This window comes from Mesorhizobium sp. M1169, from assembly GCF_040318345.1.
Classification (GTDB): domain Bacteria; phylum Pseudomonadota; class Alphaproteobacteria; order Rhizobiales; family Rhizobiaceae; genus Mesorhizobium.
Window position 1 is genome coordinate 19,365 of the sequence record NZ_JAMYME010000043.1, and the last position, 15,078, is coordinate 34,442.

Here is a 15,078-nt window from a genome sequence, read left to right on the forward strand (position 1 = left end):
GCCTCTCAGCCTTCGACCGGCAGGTCGAGCTCGCCGGCCAGCACCTCGAGCGAGTCGCCGATGATGGATATGATCTCGCCGATCTGCGCGGCGGTGACGATCATCGGCGGCGCGACCATGAAATTGTCGCCGTCGACGCCGCCCTTGACCTTGCGTCCGTAGATGATCAGGCCGCGCTCATAGGCGAGGTCGAGCAGCCGCTGGGTGGCCTTCTTTGCCGGCTCGATCGGCCTCAGAGTGTCGGGATCCGCAAGCATCTCGGCACCGGTGAGCAGGCCCTTGCCACGGACGTCGGCGATGAATGGAAACCGCTTCGCCAATCGCTTCAACTCGTCCATCAAAAGCTCGCCCATGTCAGCCGCATTGGCGATCAGGCCGAGACGGTCCATTTCGCCGAGTACGGCGAGCCCGGCGGCGCAGGCGAGCGGGTTGCCAGCGTAGGTGTGGCCGTGCTGAAAGCCGCCCGACGCGAGCAATGGCTGCACCAGCCGCATCGGTGCCGCCAGCGCGCCGAGCGGCGCGTAGCCAGAGCCCAGCCCCTTCGACAGCGCGACGATGTCGGGCTTGCAGTTCCAGTGGTCGCCGCCGAGGAATTTTCCGGTGCGGCCGGCACCGCTCATCACTTCGTCATGGATGAGCAGGATGCCGTAGCGATCGCAGATCTCGCGGATGCGCGGATAGTAGCTGTCGGGCGCCACCAGTGCTGCCGTGGCAGCGCCGCCGACTGGCTCCATGATGAAGGCGAGCACGCTCTGCGGTCCCTCGGCGAGGATCTTTTCCTCCAGCATGTCGGCGTAGCGGATGCCGCGCTGTTCCATCGAAAGATTGTCGCGGTCGCGCCAGGCGATGGGCGCCGGCACGGTCGGCATCATCTGCATCATCGGCACAAATGTTTCGGACAGCGCATCGTCGCCGGTAACGGCGAGCGCGCCGAGCGTGCCGCCATGATAGGAGGGAAAGCGCGAGATCACCTTCCAACGGCTGGGCTGGCCGGTGGCGACCGCCCATTGCCGCGCCAGCTTGATGCAGGATTCGGTCGCTTCCGAGCCGCCGGAGACAAAGAAGATGCGGTCCATGCCTTCAGGGAGTTTGGCCGCCAGCTGCCGCGCGAGCTCCTCTGCCGGTTCGTTCTCGAAATGCAGACGGTAGGCGAAGGTGGCGCGGTCCATCTGCCTTTTCATCGCGTCGAGCACGTTGCGATTGGAGTGGCCGATATTGGCAACCATCGGACCGCTCGATCCGTCGATGAAGCGGCGGCCATCCTGCGTCCACATGTAGATGCCTTCGGCGCGGTCGATCATCGGCCGGCGCAGGCTGGATAGATAAAACAGATGCGAGGCTTCGCGAGTTTCCGGGGCAGGAGACTTCAACATGTCATGGCTTTCCAAGATAGCGGTCAAGGACATTTCTGGTGACGCGCTCGACAATCGCATCCTGCCTTAGCAGGCCGGCAACCCATTCGCAGCTTCCGGCGTGAAACACCTCGCCTTTGCCGCGCGGGAAATTGACGATCATGCCGTTGCCGCGTTTGACCTTGTCGAGGTTGGCATCGCTTGCCTCGCCGAACAGCGTCTCGGCGGTGAAGCGTCCGTCCTCGTCGCCGAGAAACTGGTCCTCGAACGCAATGTCGGCGCTTTCCTCGACCTGGCTCGCCATGCCGACCGCGAGCACCTGCAGGCCGTCCGGCGCACCGCTAGTGGTCGTGGGGTAGGGCAGGCCGCCGCGGATCTCGAAATCGAGCCCGTCGACCTCGTAGCCATAGACATGGCTGTCGGCGCCGAGCAGATCGCCATAGTAGATGCCGGTGCCGGCAAACGCCCAATGCTCCGGCCGGTAGACCGGAAAGCCGCGTACGCCGCGCGGCGCGCAGCCGCCCCAGCCGGCATAGACGCCTCTTGTCGCGTTGAGACCGAAGGTCGCGGCACCCGGCCGGCCGATTTCCGGCGCTTCCCAGGAATTGGTGGCGCGCCTTATATCGCCGCCGCGATAGGCCGGGTCTTCGGCGCGAGCGCGGTATTTGTAGCAGACCTGCCGGCGGCCTTCGTCCTCCAGCCTGGTCTGCCACATGAAATTGCCGGCAAAGCGCGCCGCATGACCGCCGCGCTCGACATAGGTGTCGACCGCATCGCGCATTTCCCAGGTCCAATATTCGTCGTGGCCGACCAGGACGACGCAGTCATAGCCGTCGAGAATGTCGGGCGAAAAATGCAGATCGTGCTGGCTGGCGAGATCGACGGCGTAGCCGGCACGCTCGGCGAAGCGGAAGAAATGGCTGTCGTAGCTTGCCCAGCCGGACGAGGCGTATTTCTTCGAATGGCCGGTAGCAAAGGCCCATTCCATGTGCGGATAGCGCGGCACGGTTTTTGGCGGCACGGCGACTTCGAGCGGCACGCGCGGCGCTTCCCTGGGCAGCACGACGAAGCCGCGGCACCACGGCCGTTGGGTCGACACCATTCGTGCATATTGGTCCCGGCCTGGCCCGGTGATGCCTTCGTAATGGTTGGAACCGCCCCACGTATTGTAGGCGAGCCAGGTGCCGGTGGCCGCCACCTGCAGCACACGGCCAGGCTTCTTGCCGGGCTGTGGCGCGACGATAAAAAGATGGTGGCAGCGGATCGGCTTGCCGTCCCGGCCATCTGCTGTCAGCGTCACGCGATAGGCGCCGGACGGCCAGTCGTCGCCGATGCGAAACTCGAACGACGCTTGCCAGCCGCAGCCTTCGACCGAACATTGGTCCGGCGTATCTTGCCAGCGCGCCGCGATTCCGGTCCCTTCGAACATTGTCGTTTCCGCGCCGCCGTCGCGGATGATCGCGATGCCGAAACTGACGGCCGTCGAACTGACATGCAGCGCCACCATCTCGCCGGGGCGATAGGAAAAACGGTCGCTGTAGCACCAGATTTCGCCGCGCCCGCCATCCATCCCCGGCCATTCCCAGTAATGGCTGCGCACCGCCTGGCGTCGCTGCTCCGGCGTCAGTCCGAAATCGGGAAACTCGGTCGGCAGATGGTTCATGCACACCGCTAAGCTCGAAGGCCGCCATTTCGGCCATCCGCCGGCCAAGCGTCAATTGGAAACGATCGGGCCAGCCATTGCCCGGCGCTCCCCTTGGCCTTGCCGGACAAACAGACTATCTCACAAAACGCGGCCTTGTCCGCCACGGGAGCCGACATGCTGAGAGTGCAAAAGGTCAGGGTCAACGACATTTACGTGCCGACGGCGCGCAAGAAGACGCTGCATCCCGAGACCGTCCGCCATCTGGCCGAGGACATTCTGGAAAACGGCATGAAGATGCCGATCCAAGTGCGCCATGACGGCAAGCGCCATATCCTGGTCGAAGGGTTGCATCGGCTGGAAGCGGCCAAGTGGCTCGGCGAGACCGAGATCGACGCCTATCTGGTGCAAGCCAAGCGCCACTGAAGCCACTTATTTCCGTCGTTCGAATCTCCTGTCCCGCGGATTTTTTCGCGAACCGTGTCGGCTTGCGTCTTGTCGGTTCGTCCTAGACACGGAAGCCAAAACCGACGTGTGAGGAAACACCATGACCACCAAGCTCGACATCGCCCCCAACTCCGACCGCGAGCTGGTTCTCGCGCGCATCATCGATGCGCCGCACGAGAACGTCTATCGCTGCTGGACCGAGCCAAAGCTGTTGACGCAATGGTTCTCGCCGAAGCCGTGGATGACGCCGCGCGCCGAATTGGATGTGCGGACCGGTGGCTCCTTGTCGTCATGGCCGATCCCGACGGCAAGGAGTTCCCGAATCCAGGCATCTTCCTCGAAGTCGTACCGGGCAAAAAGCTCGTCTTCACCGATGCCTATACGAAGGCGTGGGAGCCGTCCGAAAAGCCGTTCATGACGGTCGCGCTGACCTTCGAGGACGAGGGCGAGGGCAAGACCCGCTACATTGCCCGCGTCGCGCATTGGTCGGTCGCCGACCGCGAACAGCACGAGAAAATGGGTTTTCACGACGGCTGGGGCCAGTGCGTCGACCAGCTTGAGGAGGTCGCCAAGCGACTTTGATGCAAACGGGAGAGGGAGACTGATGTCCAGATCGGTATTTTTCGCCATTTTCGCCTCGGCCGCCGCGCTATTTGCCGCGCCGGGCACCATCAACGCAGAGGAGGCCAAGCCCGCCATGACGACCGCAACCGCAACACTGCCGACGCCGGAAAAATCCGGCCTGCTGCCGATCAACGGCCTGAACTATTATTACGCCGTCTATGGCAAGGGCGAGCCGCTGCTTCTGCTGCATGGCGGTCTCGGCACGATCGACATGTTCGCGCCGATCCTGCCGAAGCTTACCGAGAACCGCACCGTGATCGGGGTCGACCTGCAGGGCCATGGCCGCACCGCGCTCGGCGACCGGCCGCTCAGCCTGGAGGCGATGGGCGACGACATGGCGGCGATCGTCAAGGCACTCGGCTACGACAAGGTCGACGTCATGGGTTATTCGCAGGGTGGCGGCGTCGCCTTCCGCATGGCCGTGCAGCATCCCGAAACGGTGCGCCGCCTGGTGCTGGTCTCGACCGGCTACGCCGCGGACGGCTTCTACGCCGAAATGCGTGGCCAGCAGGCACAAGTCGGCGCGGCGATGGCCGACATGATGAAGGACACGCCGATGTACAAATCCTATGTCGCGGTCGCGCCGCATCCGGAGGATTTTCCGAAACTGCTCGACCAGCTCGGCGCCTATATGCGCAAGGACTACGATTATTCAGCCGACGTGCCGAAGCTGAAAATGCCGGTCATGCTGGTGTTCGGCGACAGCGACATGTACCAGCCCGAGCACGAGATCAAGTTCTACCAGATGCTTGGCGGCGGGTTGAAGGACGCCGGCTGGATGCGCGAGAACCTGTCGCAAAACCGCCTGGCGATCGTGCCGAACCGCACCCACTACGACGTGTTCTTCGCGCCGGAACTGACAGCTGCCACGCTGCCGTTCCTCAATGGCGAGACCAAGGTCAAGACCTGGAATGAGGTCGTCAACGAAACGAACTGACGCCCAGTCAATTGTCTGCCGGCCGTCTTCCGCGAGATGGCCGGCATTTCGCCCATGGGGCCTTGGCCCGGCGCATCGGCCAATCGTGTATTGGCCGCATCACAGCTATAGATGGCGCCATCAAAGCTTTTCAATTGACGCTGCCACGCCTATCGATAGGTATGCCGCCTATCCTCACAGGGCAGGGATGCGGGTAATGGCAAGATATCAGGGCGGGTGTTTGTGCGGCGCGGTGCGCTACCGTGCCGAGGCGGCACCGATCAATGAGCGCGTCTGCCATTGCCGGCTCTGCCAGAAGGCACTGGGTGCCGCCTTCAACGCGCGCGTGCTGTTCCGCATCGACGATGTGACGGTCGACGGACCGCTGGCGACGGTGAATTCCTCGCCCGATCTCAAGCGCGGCTTTTGTCCCCGCTGCGGCACGACGATGTTTTCCCGACGCGATTCCGCCGGTATCATCGGCATCACCACCGGCTCCCTCGATGATCCCTCGGTGTTCAGGCCTGAGATGCATATCTGGACCGCCTCGAAGCAGCCCTGGGTGCAGATTGATGACGGCCTGCCGCACTATGAAGGCGCGCCACCTCCGGCTTGAGGTCAAATCTGGACAAAATTTAATCCGAAGCGACACGAGATAGCCGGCAAAGCGTCATTGGCGGGCCATCATTGCTGCCTATCTATTGCGTGCGGGCGGCAGTCGAGGAGGCGACGGAATGAACGACAGCATCAACACCCTGGACGAGCTCTTGAGCGATCCGATGATCAAGCTGGTGATGGAGCGCGACCGCGTGCAGCCGGCAGAACTTCGTACGCTGCTCGAGGAAAAGGTCCGCCGGGCGGACGATGATGTGGCGGTCAACGATCGTTTTGTACCGCCGGCCCACCTGATGGCCACGACCTGCCACAAGCTGTGGCTGTGCGGCTAGGGTCTTGAAGCGGTCAGCCGGAATTTGCCGGCAAATAGCTGTAATGGCTGCGGAAATAAGCGAGCCTGAAGCCGAGGCGCGCATAGTTGCGATACGCCGGCCCGTCGCGTTCGGCGCGCGGCGCCTCGATGTCGGCCACGAACAGTTTTGCACCGCCCGCAAGTCCGTCGCGCACCATCGCTTCGCCGAGCATTGCATCGAGGTCGAAGCTCGGCGCCATGATGCCGGGAACCGGCGCGTCGATGCCGCTCCAGGCCATGCCGTCGACACCGATGAACATCGAGCGCACCGCCGCCACCGCGCCGTCCCGCCGCAGCATGTAATGATGCCAGCCGCGTCGGCCGGCCAGCGCCAGCAACCACGGTGAGGTCGGCAACCGATATTGGCTGTCGATGAACCCAGCCCATTCCCTTGCCGTTGCCGGCGTCACCCGCTCGACCGAGACATTCTTCTTCGGGAAAAGCGGCTCCGTTGGCAATGGGGCGGCGTCGCGAAAGATGCGTTCCCACCCGCCCTGACGCTGCAGGCCGCGCGCCTCGAGCCAGCAGCTGAGCGTCGCCGGCTCGGTATGTGGATTGGTGTAGAACCAGGGCCTCAGAATACCGGCCTCGCGATAATGCGCCAGAAGCGCGTCAAGCCGGCTCTCGGTGGCTGCGCTATCGACACCGAAATTCTTGACGCAGTTGAAATGGATGAACGGGATCGTCGTGCAGGTGGTCCAGACGAGATCGCCATCTTCGGCGATGGCAAGGCCTTGCCTTGCGGCAAAGTCTGCCGGGGCGGCGCGATAGAGATCGAGCCAGGCATCGACCTCGGCGCGTTCGATGACGCGGCTGAGATCGCCAGATATCTCGTCGATCCCGATGGCGGGCGAGTGTGGCTCGGGCGGGGCTACGGGCTGCAATTCTGACAAGGCGGCGGGCTGCATGACTTCCTCCCAAGTATGGCCTTACACCGTAAGATTAGTGGAGACTAATCTCATGCCGTGAGTTGTCAAGCGGGATTGCGAGGCAGCCAGGTGGCCGAACGCTGGGGGATAGCGCACCTCCGTCCGGGCCAACGTCCCGATGCAAAGCCCTAACAATTCGATTCAAACTTTGTTGGTAGTTTCTTGTTAGGAATCCAGCTTGGTTTGTCCGGCGGCGTTGTCCTGCCTACGGTCTGTTGTGTTTTGCGTACAGGTCCAGATGCGGTTATCAGGCGTCGTCATCTTCTCGATCGCAGCGCTGTGCCTTGCCGGCTGCACGTCGACCTCCGGCGTCGATGCGCTGCAAGTGCCGTCCAGTGAGACCACCAGCTCGGTTGTGCGGCCACCCGCGCCGGTGGCATCCGTGGCGAAAACTGATGCTGCGCCAGCCTTCGCGGAACAGGAGCAGGACGAACAACAGGTCGCGATGGACGTACCCGATCAGGACGTCGAACCGCCGGCCGAGGTGATCGCGCTGATGTCGCCGCCGAAGCGGCTGACACGCCCGGCACCAGCAATGCTTGCCGAACCGGTCACGCGCTATGGTTTTCGCGATGCCAAGCCGATCAATTTCGGCAAGGCATCCTCGCCGAGGCGTCTCGCCGTCCACGGCGTCGACGTTTCGCGCTGGCAGGGCAATGTGAACTGGGGAAAGCTGCGTGCCCAGGGCGCCAACTTCGCCTATATCAAGGCCACCGACGGGGGCGACCATCTCGACCCGATGTTCACCAGAAACTGGCGCAGTGCCGACGCCGCCGGCCTCAAGCGCGGCGCCTATCACTTCTTCTATTGGTGCCGCACCGCCGGCGAGCAGGCCGATTGGTTCATCCGCAATGTGCCGAGGGTCGAGGGCGCGCTGCCGCCGGTGATCGACGTCGAGTGGAACGGCGAATCCAGCTGCAAGCGCCGCCCGTCGCGGCAAAAGGTGCTGGAGAAGATGCAGGTGTTCATGGACAAGCTCGAGCGCTACTACGGCCAGCGCCCGATCATCTACACCGCGCCCGACTTCTACCGTGACAATCTCAGGGGCGCCTTCCCCGATTATCCATTCTGGCTGCGCGCCGTGGCGGCGCACCCATCAAAGGTCTATCCCGACCGCAAATGGCTGTTCTGGCAATATTCCGGCTCCGGCCTGTCGCACGGGGTGAGGGGCCGTATCGACCTCAACGTGTTCCACGGCGATGAGAAGGCGTGGCGCGACTGGGTTGGTGGAAGGCAGATGGTGGCCGAGGCGGAGTAGCGCGGCAGCTTCTTCCTTCTCCCCATGTGGGAGAAGGTGGATTGGCGCGCAGCGCCAAGACGGTTGAGGGGTGTTGGACGGAGTGCGTCGGTGCCAAGCTGGAACACCCCTCATCCGACCTCGCTTCGCGAGGCCACCTTCTCCCACAAGGGGAGAAGGGATAGCGCTCGGTTTTCCACACTTGGTCTCAAATTCCTTGGACGTCATGCCCAGATTGGATACCCTCGTCCCATGCCGCACCAGCCCGTCGCGCCGACTAAGCGTCGTTTCGCCCGCTCTATGCGACGCGAGCCGACCGAGGCGGAAGACCGCCTGTGGCATGAGCTGCGCGGACGCAAGCTCGACAGCATCAAATTCCGGCGTCAGGTCCCGGTCGGCCGGTTCATCGCCGATTTTGTTTGCGCCGAGGGCAGGCTGATTGTCGAGATCGACGGCAGCCAGCACGCGGATTCGGGCTATGATCGGGAGCGGGATGCCGAATTGAAGGCGAGGGGCTTTCGCGTGCTGCGCTTCTGGAACGATGACGTGCTGCGGGATCTGAACGCCGTCTGCGATACCATCATCGCCTACGCACGGGACGAGAGTTTGCAGCCTTGGCGGTAGCGCGCTCTTCCCTTCTCCCCCTGTGGGAGAAGGTGGCTCGGCGCGGAGCGCCGAGACGGTTGAGGGGTGTTGGACGGAGCGCCGCCGGTGCCAAGCTGGAGCACCCCTCATCCGACCTCGCTTCGCGAGGCCACCTTCTCCCACAAGGGGAGAAGGGGAGATCGCACCTTCTACGCCTCTACATATCCCGCCAGGCTGACCGCTTTGGGCACATCCAGCCCATCGGCCCGCAGGCCTTCGATATGAAAGCGTATTGCGTCACGAATTTCGGCTTCAACCTCAGGCACCGTCCGCACCGGTGGCGATGCAGCCGGGCAGATCCGGCACATAGGCGGAAAAATTGTTTCCGGCTTTTTCAATCACCACCGCGTATCGCATGTCATCGCTCCTTCAGACCGGACTGCTTGAGGATGCTGTTCAGTGTTCCTGGCGCAACCTCTTCAGACGGGCTTGGCGGTGATGGCGCGAAGCGCCAAGACGGATGAGGGTGTAGGACGAAGTGCCCCTCTATGCCAAGCTGGAACACCCCTTGCTCATCCGTCTCGGCGCTGCGCGCCGATCCACCTTCTCCCACTAGGGGAGAAGGGACTCGATATACGCAGCGGCTTATTTTTTCCTGGACGGCTCGTTTCTCGTGTCACCGTATCCGGGCTTCGGAACTCGCTCAACGGTCGTAGTGCTAGGCCGGCGTTCGGCCTCTTTCACTGGCACAAAATGACCAGATTTGGAGTCCCTGCCTACGTCGAAGGTTTTACGCTCTTTGTCTGACATTGCATTTTCTCATAGGTGTGATGCGCCAAAGCTACCTCGACTCCGAGAATGATATTCCCCTATAATAACCTTGCTACAGGAGAGGGAAATCAAACCTCTTCGCCCCGCGTGGGCTTCGGCTTCTTCGCGGTATCCAAAGCCGGCCTTAACGAGCCGGCTTTGGTGTTTCTTCAGCCTTGGTTTGCAGCAGTCCGATTGCCGCTTTGACCTGATGCGGAACTATGATTGGCTCTGAAATCCCAAGGGTTTTGAGGCGGTTCTCGGCAGCTTTCCGACTGACTGCGAAGAACGTCACAATTTCCGAGATGTCGGTGAAATCGCGAACTAGAGTCTCCGGCATGAGAAATGCGGCCGCAAACGCGTTAGCTTGCCACTCTGCGCTCGCGTACGCAGGTAACTCCTTCATTTGAGAGTATCGTTTGGGAGCTCGATCCAGAGGAACGGCAGACTTGTGAAGGACCAAATGCCCCAGCTCGTGCGCAGCCGTCCACCTGCCACGGCCCTCGAAGTCCGCTGCAGCTTGATATGTTATTGCTGACAAGACAATGCGAGGCGGATCAAATTCGGTATATCCTTCTGCATCGTCCATAAGATGATCGTCTTTCACGACAAGTGCGAAATCGCCAAAAAGCCGTGGCATTTCATTTTCAAGGACACTAGCCATATCAGGGGCTTGGCAAGTCGTTCCTATGTGCAGTGCTTGGCGCCATGCCGCTGCTAGTATCTCAATATCAGCGCGGCTCTTGGCGGACACGCAATAGTCGTGGCTCATCTTTCGTCTCCTGGAAGTTCCGCATCAAGTTTTCGAATCTCGTCTGGAGACATCTTGTTGATCTTCCTAAACAATCTTCTAGCGAGAGCGGCGCGTTCTTTGTTGATCGGTGTAAATCGAATAACGTTTATTCGAGCATCAGCGAGAGCTTGTAAGTGCTTTCTTGTAATCACGTCCAATTTCAGCCAATTTCCAAAGTTTTCAACGTACCCTTCTGGAACCTGTTTTCCTCCAGTCTCAACAGCTGAGATAAAAGAAGGCGAGCACTTGATCTCCTTTGCTTGATCAATCATCCGCAGCTTTCGTGCCATTCTGATTTCCCGGCATGCGGACCCAAACGCCGTCAGAGTTTTTTCCGCCATTTTGATTCCCTTTCTTTTTTCACCGGCAGGTGAAACGCTCCCTCGAAAAAAAACCTCACTGCCGCAGATCCGCTGCAGTGAGGCGCTGTTGGTCTCAACTACACCCGCTCGTGGCCCCGCAAGTATCGCACTTCTCGCAAGTGCCGTTCCGCACCATCGTGAAATTATGGCATTCCGAGCATTCGTTGCCGGTGTAGCCCTGCATCAATGATTGCTGGCGCCGGTTGGCGGCGAGCGCTTTGGCTTCGGCTGCTTCTTTCGCGGCCTCGTCGGTGAACAGCTCCGTCGGGTCGGAGGCTTCCGCGTAGACGATGTCCTCGACCAGTTCCCTGGCGCGCTCCTCGTAGTCGCGCTTGTAGGCGATGGCTTCGTCGCTGGCCGGCTTCAGCGTCAGCACGTTGGAGCCGGAGAAGGCGGTCGGGGCGGTACGGGCCGGAGTTCCGGAACCGGAACCCGCAAAGCCTTTCGGCTCGGCGCCCATGCCCGACACCAGCTTGACCGGCGAGGCGCCGCGGGTCAGGCCCTTGGAGAAGGGCGTTGCCTTGCCTTCGTTGATGCCGCGCCCGAGCGCAGTCTTGTCGAAGTCCGACTGGTCGACATGGGCGAGGTCGTTGCGGCCGAGATAGGAGACGGCGAGTTCGCGGAACACATAGTCGAGGATCGACGTGGCGTTCTTGATGGCGTCGTTGCCTTGCACCATGCCGGCCGGCTCGAATTTGGTGAAGGTGAAGGCCTCGACGAATTCCTCGAGCGGCACGCCATATTGCAGGCCGAGCGAGATGGCGATGGCGAAGTTGTTCATCATCGCCCGGAAGGCGGCACCTTCCTTGTGCATGTCGATGAAGATCTCGCCGAGGCGGCCGTCATCGAATTCGCCGGTCCTGAGATAGACCTTGTGGCCGCCGACGACCGCTTTCTGGGTATAGCCCTTGCGCCGGTTCGGCAGTTTCTCGCGGTCGCGGTAGAGACGCTCGACGACGCGCTCGACGATCTTCTCGGTCACCTGCACGGCGCGCTGCGCGGCCGGTGCCGCGATCAGCTGCTCGATGGCTTCGTCCTCGTCGTCTTCGACGTCGGCAAGCAACGAGGCGTTGAGCGGCTGCGACAGCTTCGAGCCGTCGCGATAGAGCGCGTTGGCCTTGAGCGCCAGCTTCCACGACAGCATGTAGGCGCCCTTGGCATCTTCCACCGTTGCGTCGTTCGGCATGTTGATGGTCTTGGAAATGGCGCCGGAAATGAAGGGCTGTGCCGCCGCCATCATCATGATGTGGCTGTTGATCGACAGCGAGCGCTTGCCGATCTTGCCGCACGGGCTGGCGCAGTCGAACACCGGCAGGTGTTCGGCCTTCAGGAACGGCGCGCCTTCCAGCGTCATCGCCCCGCAGACATGGATGTTGGCGGCCTCGATGTCCTTCTTCGAGAAGCCCAGCGCCGGCAGCATCTCGAACGAGAAATCGTTTAGCTGCTCGTCGGTGAAGCCGAACGTCTCCTTCACCCAGTCGGCGCCCAGCGTCCACTGGTTGAAGACGAACTTGATGTCGAAGGCCGACTTCAATGCCGCATTGAGCGCTGCGATCTTGTCGTCGGTAAAGCCTTTTGCCTTGAGCGAGCCGGGATTGATGCCCGGCGCCTGGTTGAGATTGCCGTGGCCGACGGCATAGGCCTCGATCTCGGCGATCTGGGCCTCGGAATAGCCGAGCGTGCGCAGCGCTTCCGGCACGGCGCGGTTGATGATCTTGAAATAGCCGCCGCCGGCCAGCTTCTTGAATTTTACCAGCGCGAAGTCGGGCTCGATGCCGGTGGTATCGCAATCCATCACCAGGCCGATCGTGCCGGTCGGCGCGATCACCGTTGCCTGCGCGTTGCGGTAGCCATGCTCCTCGCCGAGCTCGATGGCGCGGTCCCAGGCGGCCTTGGCATGGTCGGCAAGCTCCTGCTGCTTGAGATCCGAGGCGACCAGCGGCACCGGGTTGACGGCTAGCTTCTCGTAGCCGTCCCTTTCGCCATAGGCCGCGCGGCGGTGGTTGCGCATGACGCGCAGCATGTTCTGCGCGTTGCGGTCGTAGTCGGGGAAGGCGCCGAGCTCGGCGGCCATTTCGGCCGAAGTGGCATAGGCCGTGCCGGTCATGATCGCGGTGAGGGCGGCGCAGATGGCGCGGCCCTCGTCGGAATCATAGGGAATGCCGGAGGTCATCAGCAGGCCGCCAATATTGGCATAGCCGAGGCCGAGCGTGCGGTACTCGTAGGAAAGCTTGGCGATCTCCTTCGACGGGAACTGCGCCATCATCACCGAAATTTCCAGCACCATGGTCCACAGCCGAACCGTGTGCTCGTAGGCGGCGATGTCGATAGTGCCGTCGGCGTTGCGGTAGGGCAAAAGGTTGATCGAGGCCAGATTGCAGGCGGTGTCGTCGAGGAACATGTATTCCGAGCACGGATTGGACGCTCGGATCGCACCGGCCGAGGCGCAGGTGTGCCAGTCATTCATCGTCGTGTTGAAGTGCAGTCCGGGATCGGCCGACGCCCAGGCGGCATAGCCGATCTTTTCCCAGAGATCGCGTGCCTTCAGCGTCTTCAGCACCTTGCCGTCCTTGCGGGCGGTGAGATGCCAGTCGCCGTCCTGCTCGACCGCGCGCAGGAAATCGTCCTTCAGCGACACCGAATTGTTGGAATTCTGGCCGGAAACGGTGAGATAGGCGTCCGAATCCCAGTCGGTGTCGTAGGTCTTGAACGACATCGAGGTGTAGCCCTGCTTAGCAAACTGGATGACGCGGTAGATGTAGTTCTCCGGCACCGCGTCCTTCTTGGCCGCCTTGATCTCGCGCTTCAGCGCGGTGTTGACCGCCGGATCGAAGCAATCGTCGCCATTGCCTTCGCAGTTGATGCAGGCCTTCATGATCGCTTCGAGATGCTTCTTGACGATCTTCGAGCCGGTGACCAGCGAGGCGACCTTCTGCTCCTCATTGACCTTCCAGTCGATGAATTCCTCGATATCGGGATGATCGGCGTCGACGATGACCATTTTCGCGGCGCGACGCGTCGTGCCGCCCGACTTGATGGCGCCCGCCGCGCGGTCGCCGATCTTGAGGAAGCTCATCAGCCCCGACGAACGACCGCCGCCCGACAGCTTTTCGCCTTCACCGCGCAGGAACGAGAAATTGGAGCCGGTGCCGGAGCCGTATTTGAACAGGCGCGCCTCACGCACCCACAAATCCATGATGCCGCCTTCATTGACGAGGTCGTCCTGCACGCCCTGGATGAAGCAGGCATGCGGCTGCGGATGCTCGTAGGAAGACTTCGACTTGGTCAGCTTGCCGGTGAACGGGTCGACATAGAAGTGGCCCTGGCTCGGGCCGTCGATGCCATAGGCCCAGTGCAGGCCGGTGTTGAACCATTGCGGCGAGTTCGGCGCGATGCGCTGGGTGGCCAGCATATAGGCGAGCTCGTCGCGGAAGGCGCGCGCGTCTTCCTCCGACTTGAAGTAGCCGCCCTTCCAGCCCCAATAGGTCCAGGTACCGGCAAGCCGGTCGAAGACCTGGCGGGCGTCGATCTCGGAACCGTAGCGCTCGGCTTCCGGCAGCTTGGCCAGTTCAGCCTCGTCGGCGACGGAGCGCCACAGGAAGGAGGGGACTTGCGTCTCTTCGACCTTCTTCAGCCGTGCCGGGACGCCCGCCTTGCGGAAATATTTCTGCGCCAGGATATCGGCGGCAACCTGGGAGAACTGCGCCGGCACGTCGATGTTGTCCAAGCGGAACACCACCGAACCATCCGGATTCTTGATCTCCGAAAGCGCCTTGCGGAATTCGATCTCCGAATAGGCAGATTGTCCTGGCTTGGTGAAACGACGCTCGATGCGCATTGGTCCGGTCCCTTTTGTCTACATATAGCGCTTTTCCCAGAGGATTTCTGCCCTCCTGACGAAACGCGCATGTCCGCCATCTGCCGGCGTTCGAAAACCGCCGGCTCTCATCGTCACAGTCTCCGCCGCCCTGCCGGTCGAACCTCTTGCGAGGCCGCTGTCCAACGCGCTCACGGACCCTGTGGGTCCCTCAAAACTGAAAACTTTTTGTAACGCCCTCGATCGAGGGAAATTCACATTATCTAGCGTCGAACCTACCTGCAAACACTAAATATAGTATTAACAGACAATTTATTCAAGTCCGACAATCCTCCCCTTTCGCCCCCCAAGGCTTCAAAATCCCACGCCTTCGCCGGCCTCGTAAACAGGCGGGAATGCGGCTCAAAACGCACATATTCCGGGAAAAAGACCGGCCTCGAAACTTTTCCGGTCGCACTCTCAACAGGAGCGCATGGCCTATAAAAGGCGACTCGTTTTGCGCCGTCAAGGATTCGTTTGCGTAGCTTTTATGACCCCAACATCTTGTGTGTCACATATGTGGATAACGGGGATAGAAGCGGAGCGCAGCGAAGAAGG

At 61.6% G+C, this 15,078-nt stretch carries 12 protein-coding genes and 2 pseudogenes; 7 read left to right on the top strand and 7 right to left on the bottom strand.

What is annotated here, in order from left to right:
- Positions 1-5: 5 nt before the first annotated feature.
- Together NKH41_RS28395 and NKH41_RS28400 are read right to left on the bottom strand one after the other, a co-directional pair.
- Entirely contained in the window at positions 6-1,373 is a 1,368-nt protein-coding gene (locus NKH41_RS28395) for an aminotransferase family protein (protein ID WP_352501606.1), read from the bottom strand.
- A gap of 1 nt (position 1,374) precedes the next feature.
- Positions 1,375-3,015, bottom strand: a complete 1,641-nt coding sequence (locus tag NKH41_RS28400; protein ID WP_352935122.1) for a N,N-dimethylformamidase beta subunit family domain-containing protein — start codon at positions 3,013-3,015, stop codon at positions 1,375-1,377.
- Between the two features lie 156 nt (positions 3,016-3,171).
- Here NKH41_RS28400 and NKH41_RS28405 point away from each other — a divergent pair, with 156 nt between their 5' ends.
- From NKH41_RS28405 to NKH41_RS28425, 5 genes and pseudogenes are all read left to right on the top strand, one after another.
- A complete protein-coding gene (locus NKH41_RS28405; RefSeq protein ID WP_023674751.1) occupies positions 3,172-3,420 on the top strand; it encodes a ParB N-terminal domain-containing protein in 249 nt (82 codons plus the stop codon).
- A 121-nt stretch (positions 3,421-3,541) separates the two neighbouring features.
- A pseudogene (locus tag NKH41_RS28410) lies at positions 3,542-4,023 on the top strand (SRPBCC family protein).
- A 22-nt stretch (positions 4,024-4,045) separates the two neighbouring features.
- Positions 4,046-5,002: an alpha/beta fold hydrolase gene (locus NKH41_RS28415; protein ID WP_352935124.1), complete on the top strand. Its 957-nt coding sequence runs from the start codon at positions 4,046-4,048 to the stop codon at positions 5,000-5,002.
- Positions 5,003-5,198: 196 nt separating this feature from the next.
- On the top strand, positions 5,199-5,597 hold the full coding sequence (locus NKH41_RS28420) for a GFA family protein (protein ID WP_352474034.1): 399 nt from the start codon (positions 5,199-5,201) through the stop codon (positions 5,595-5,597).
- Between the two features lie 118 nt (positions 5,598-5,715).
- Positions 5,716-5,928, top strand: coding sequence for a hypothetical protein (locus NKH41_RS28425; RefSeq protein WP_023717422.1), 213 nt, complete (start codon positions 5,716-5,718; stop codon positions 5,926-5,928).
- A 13-nt stretch (positions 5,929-5,941) separates the two neighbouring features.
- Here NKH41_RS28425 and NKH41_RS28430 read toward each other — a convergent pair whose 3' ends face one another.
- On the bottom strand, positions 5,942-6,856 hold the full coding sequence (locus NKH41_RS28430; RefSeq protein ID WP_352935127.1) for a hypothetical protein: 915 nt from the start codon (positions 6,854-6,856) through the stop codon (positions 5,942-5,944).
- A 259-nt stretch (positions 6,857-7,115) separates the two neighbouring features.
- Between NKH41_RS28430 and NKH41_RS28435 the strand changes: the two genes are divergently transcribed.
- Both NKH41_RS28435 and NKH41_RS28440 read left to right on the top strand, forming a co-directional pair.
- Complete coding sequence (locus tag NKH41_RS28435) at positions 7,116-8,135, top strand: glycoside hydrolase family 25 protein (protein WP_352935129.1); 1,020 nt, start codon at positions 7,116-7,118, stop codon at positions 8,133-8,135.
- 231 nt (positions 8,136-8,366) lie between these two features.
- Positions 8,367-8,738, top strand: coding sequence for an endonuclease domain-containing protein (locus NKH41_RS28440; protein ID WP_352935132.1), 372 nt, complete (start codon positions 8,367-8,369; stop codon positions 8,736-8,738).
- A gap of 170 nt (positions 8,739-8,908) precedes the next feature.
- Here NKH41_RS28440 and NKH41_RS28445 read toward each other — a convergent pair.
- The 4 genes and pseudogenes from NKH41_RS28445 to NKH41_RS28460 all read right to left on the bottom strand — a co-directional run bounded on the left by NKH41_RS28445 (position 8,909) and on the right by NKH41_RS28460 (position 14,502).
- A pseudogene (locus NKH41_RS28445) lies at positions 8,909-9,116 on the bottom strand (type II toxin-antitoxin system HicB family antitoxin).
- Positions 9,117-9,654: 538 nt separating this feature from the next.
- Positions 9,655-10,281, bottom strand: a complete 627-nt coding sequence (locus tag NKH41_RS28450) for an ImmA/IrrE family metallo-endopeptidase (RefSeq protein ID WP_352818163.1) — start codon at positions 10,279-10,281, stop codon at positions 9,655-9,657.
- Positions 10,278-10,592: a hypothetical protein gene (locus NKH41_RS28455; protein ID WP_352724718.1), complete on the bottom strand. Its 315-nt coding sequence runs from the start codon at positions 10,590-10,592 to the stop codon at positions 10,278-10,280. Before NKH41_RS28455 ends, NKH41_RS28450 begins: the two co-directional genes overlap by 4 nt.
- Before the next feature lie 145 nt (positions 10,593-10,737).
- A complete protein-coding gene (locus NKH41_RS28460) occupies positions 10,738-14,502 on the bottom strand; it encodes a vitamin B12-dependent ribonucleotide reductase (protein WP_352935135.1) in 3,765 nt (1,254 codons plus the stop codon).
- Positions 14,503-15,078: the final 576 nt, after the last annotated feature.

Coding starts and splice junctions, on each gene's coding strand:
- NKH41_RS28415 (WP_352935124.1), top strand. CDS start 4,046: ATGTCCAGATCGGTATTTTTCGCCATTTTCGCCTCGGCCGCCGCGCTA.
- NKH41_RS28430 (WP_352935127.1), bottom strand. CDS start 6,856: ATGCAGCCCGCCGCCTTGTCAGAATTGCAGCCCGTAGCCCCGCCCGAG.
- NKH41_RS28455 (WP_352724718.1), bottom strand. CDS start 10,592: ATGGCACGAAAGCTGCGGATGATTGATCAAGCAAAGGAGATCAAGTGC.
- NKH41_RS28405 (WP_023674751.1), top strand. CDS start 3,172: ATGCTGAGAGTGCAAAAGGTCAGGGTCAACGACATTTACGTGCCGACG.
- NKH41_RS28435 (WP_352935129.1), top strand. CDS start 7,116: ATGCGGTTATCAGGCGTCGTCATCTTCTCGATCGCAGCGCTGTGCCTT.
- NKH41_RS28460 (WP_352935135.1), bottom strand. CDS start 14,502: ATGCGCATCGAGCGTCGTTTCACCAAGCCAGGACAATCTGCCTATTCG.
- NKH41_RS28450 (WP_352818163.1), bottom strand. CDS start 10,281: ATGAGCCACGACTATTGCGTGTCCGCCAAGAGCCGCGCTGATATTGAG.
- NKH41_RS28425 (WP_023717422.1), top strand. CDS start 5,716: ATGAACGACAGCATCAACACCCTGGACGAGCTCTTGAGCGATCCGATG.
- NKH41_RS28400 (WP_352935122.1), bottom strand. CDS start 3,015: ATGAACCATCTGCCGACCGAGTTTCCCGATTTCGGACTGACGCCGGAG.
- NKH41_RS28420 (WP_352474034.1), top strand. CDS start 5,199: ATGGCAAGATATCAGGGCGGGTGTTTGTGCGGCGCGGTGCGCTACCGT.
- NKH41_RS28440 (WP_352935132.1), top strand. CDS start 8,367: ATGCCGCACCAGCCCGTCGCGCCGACTAAGCGTCGTTTCGCCCGCTCT.
- NKH41_RS28395 (WP_352501606.1), bottom strand. CDS start 1,373: ATGTTGAAGTCTCCTGCCCCGGAAACTCGCGAAGCCTCGCATCTGTTT.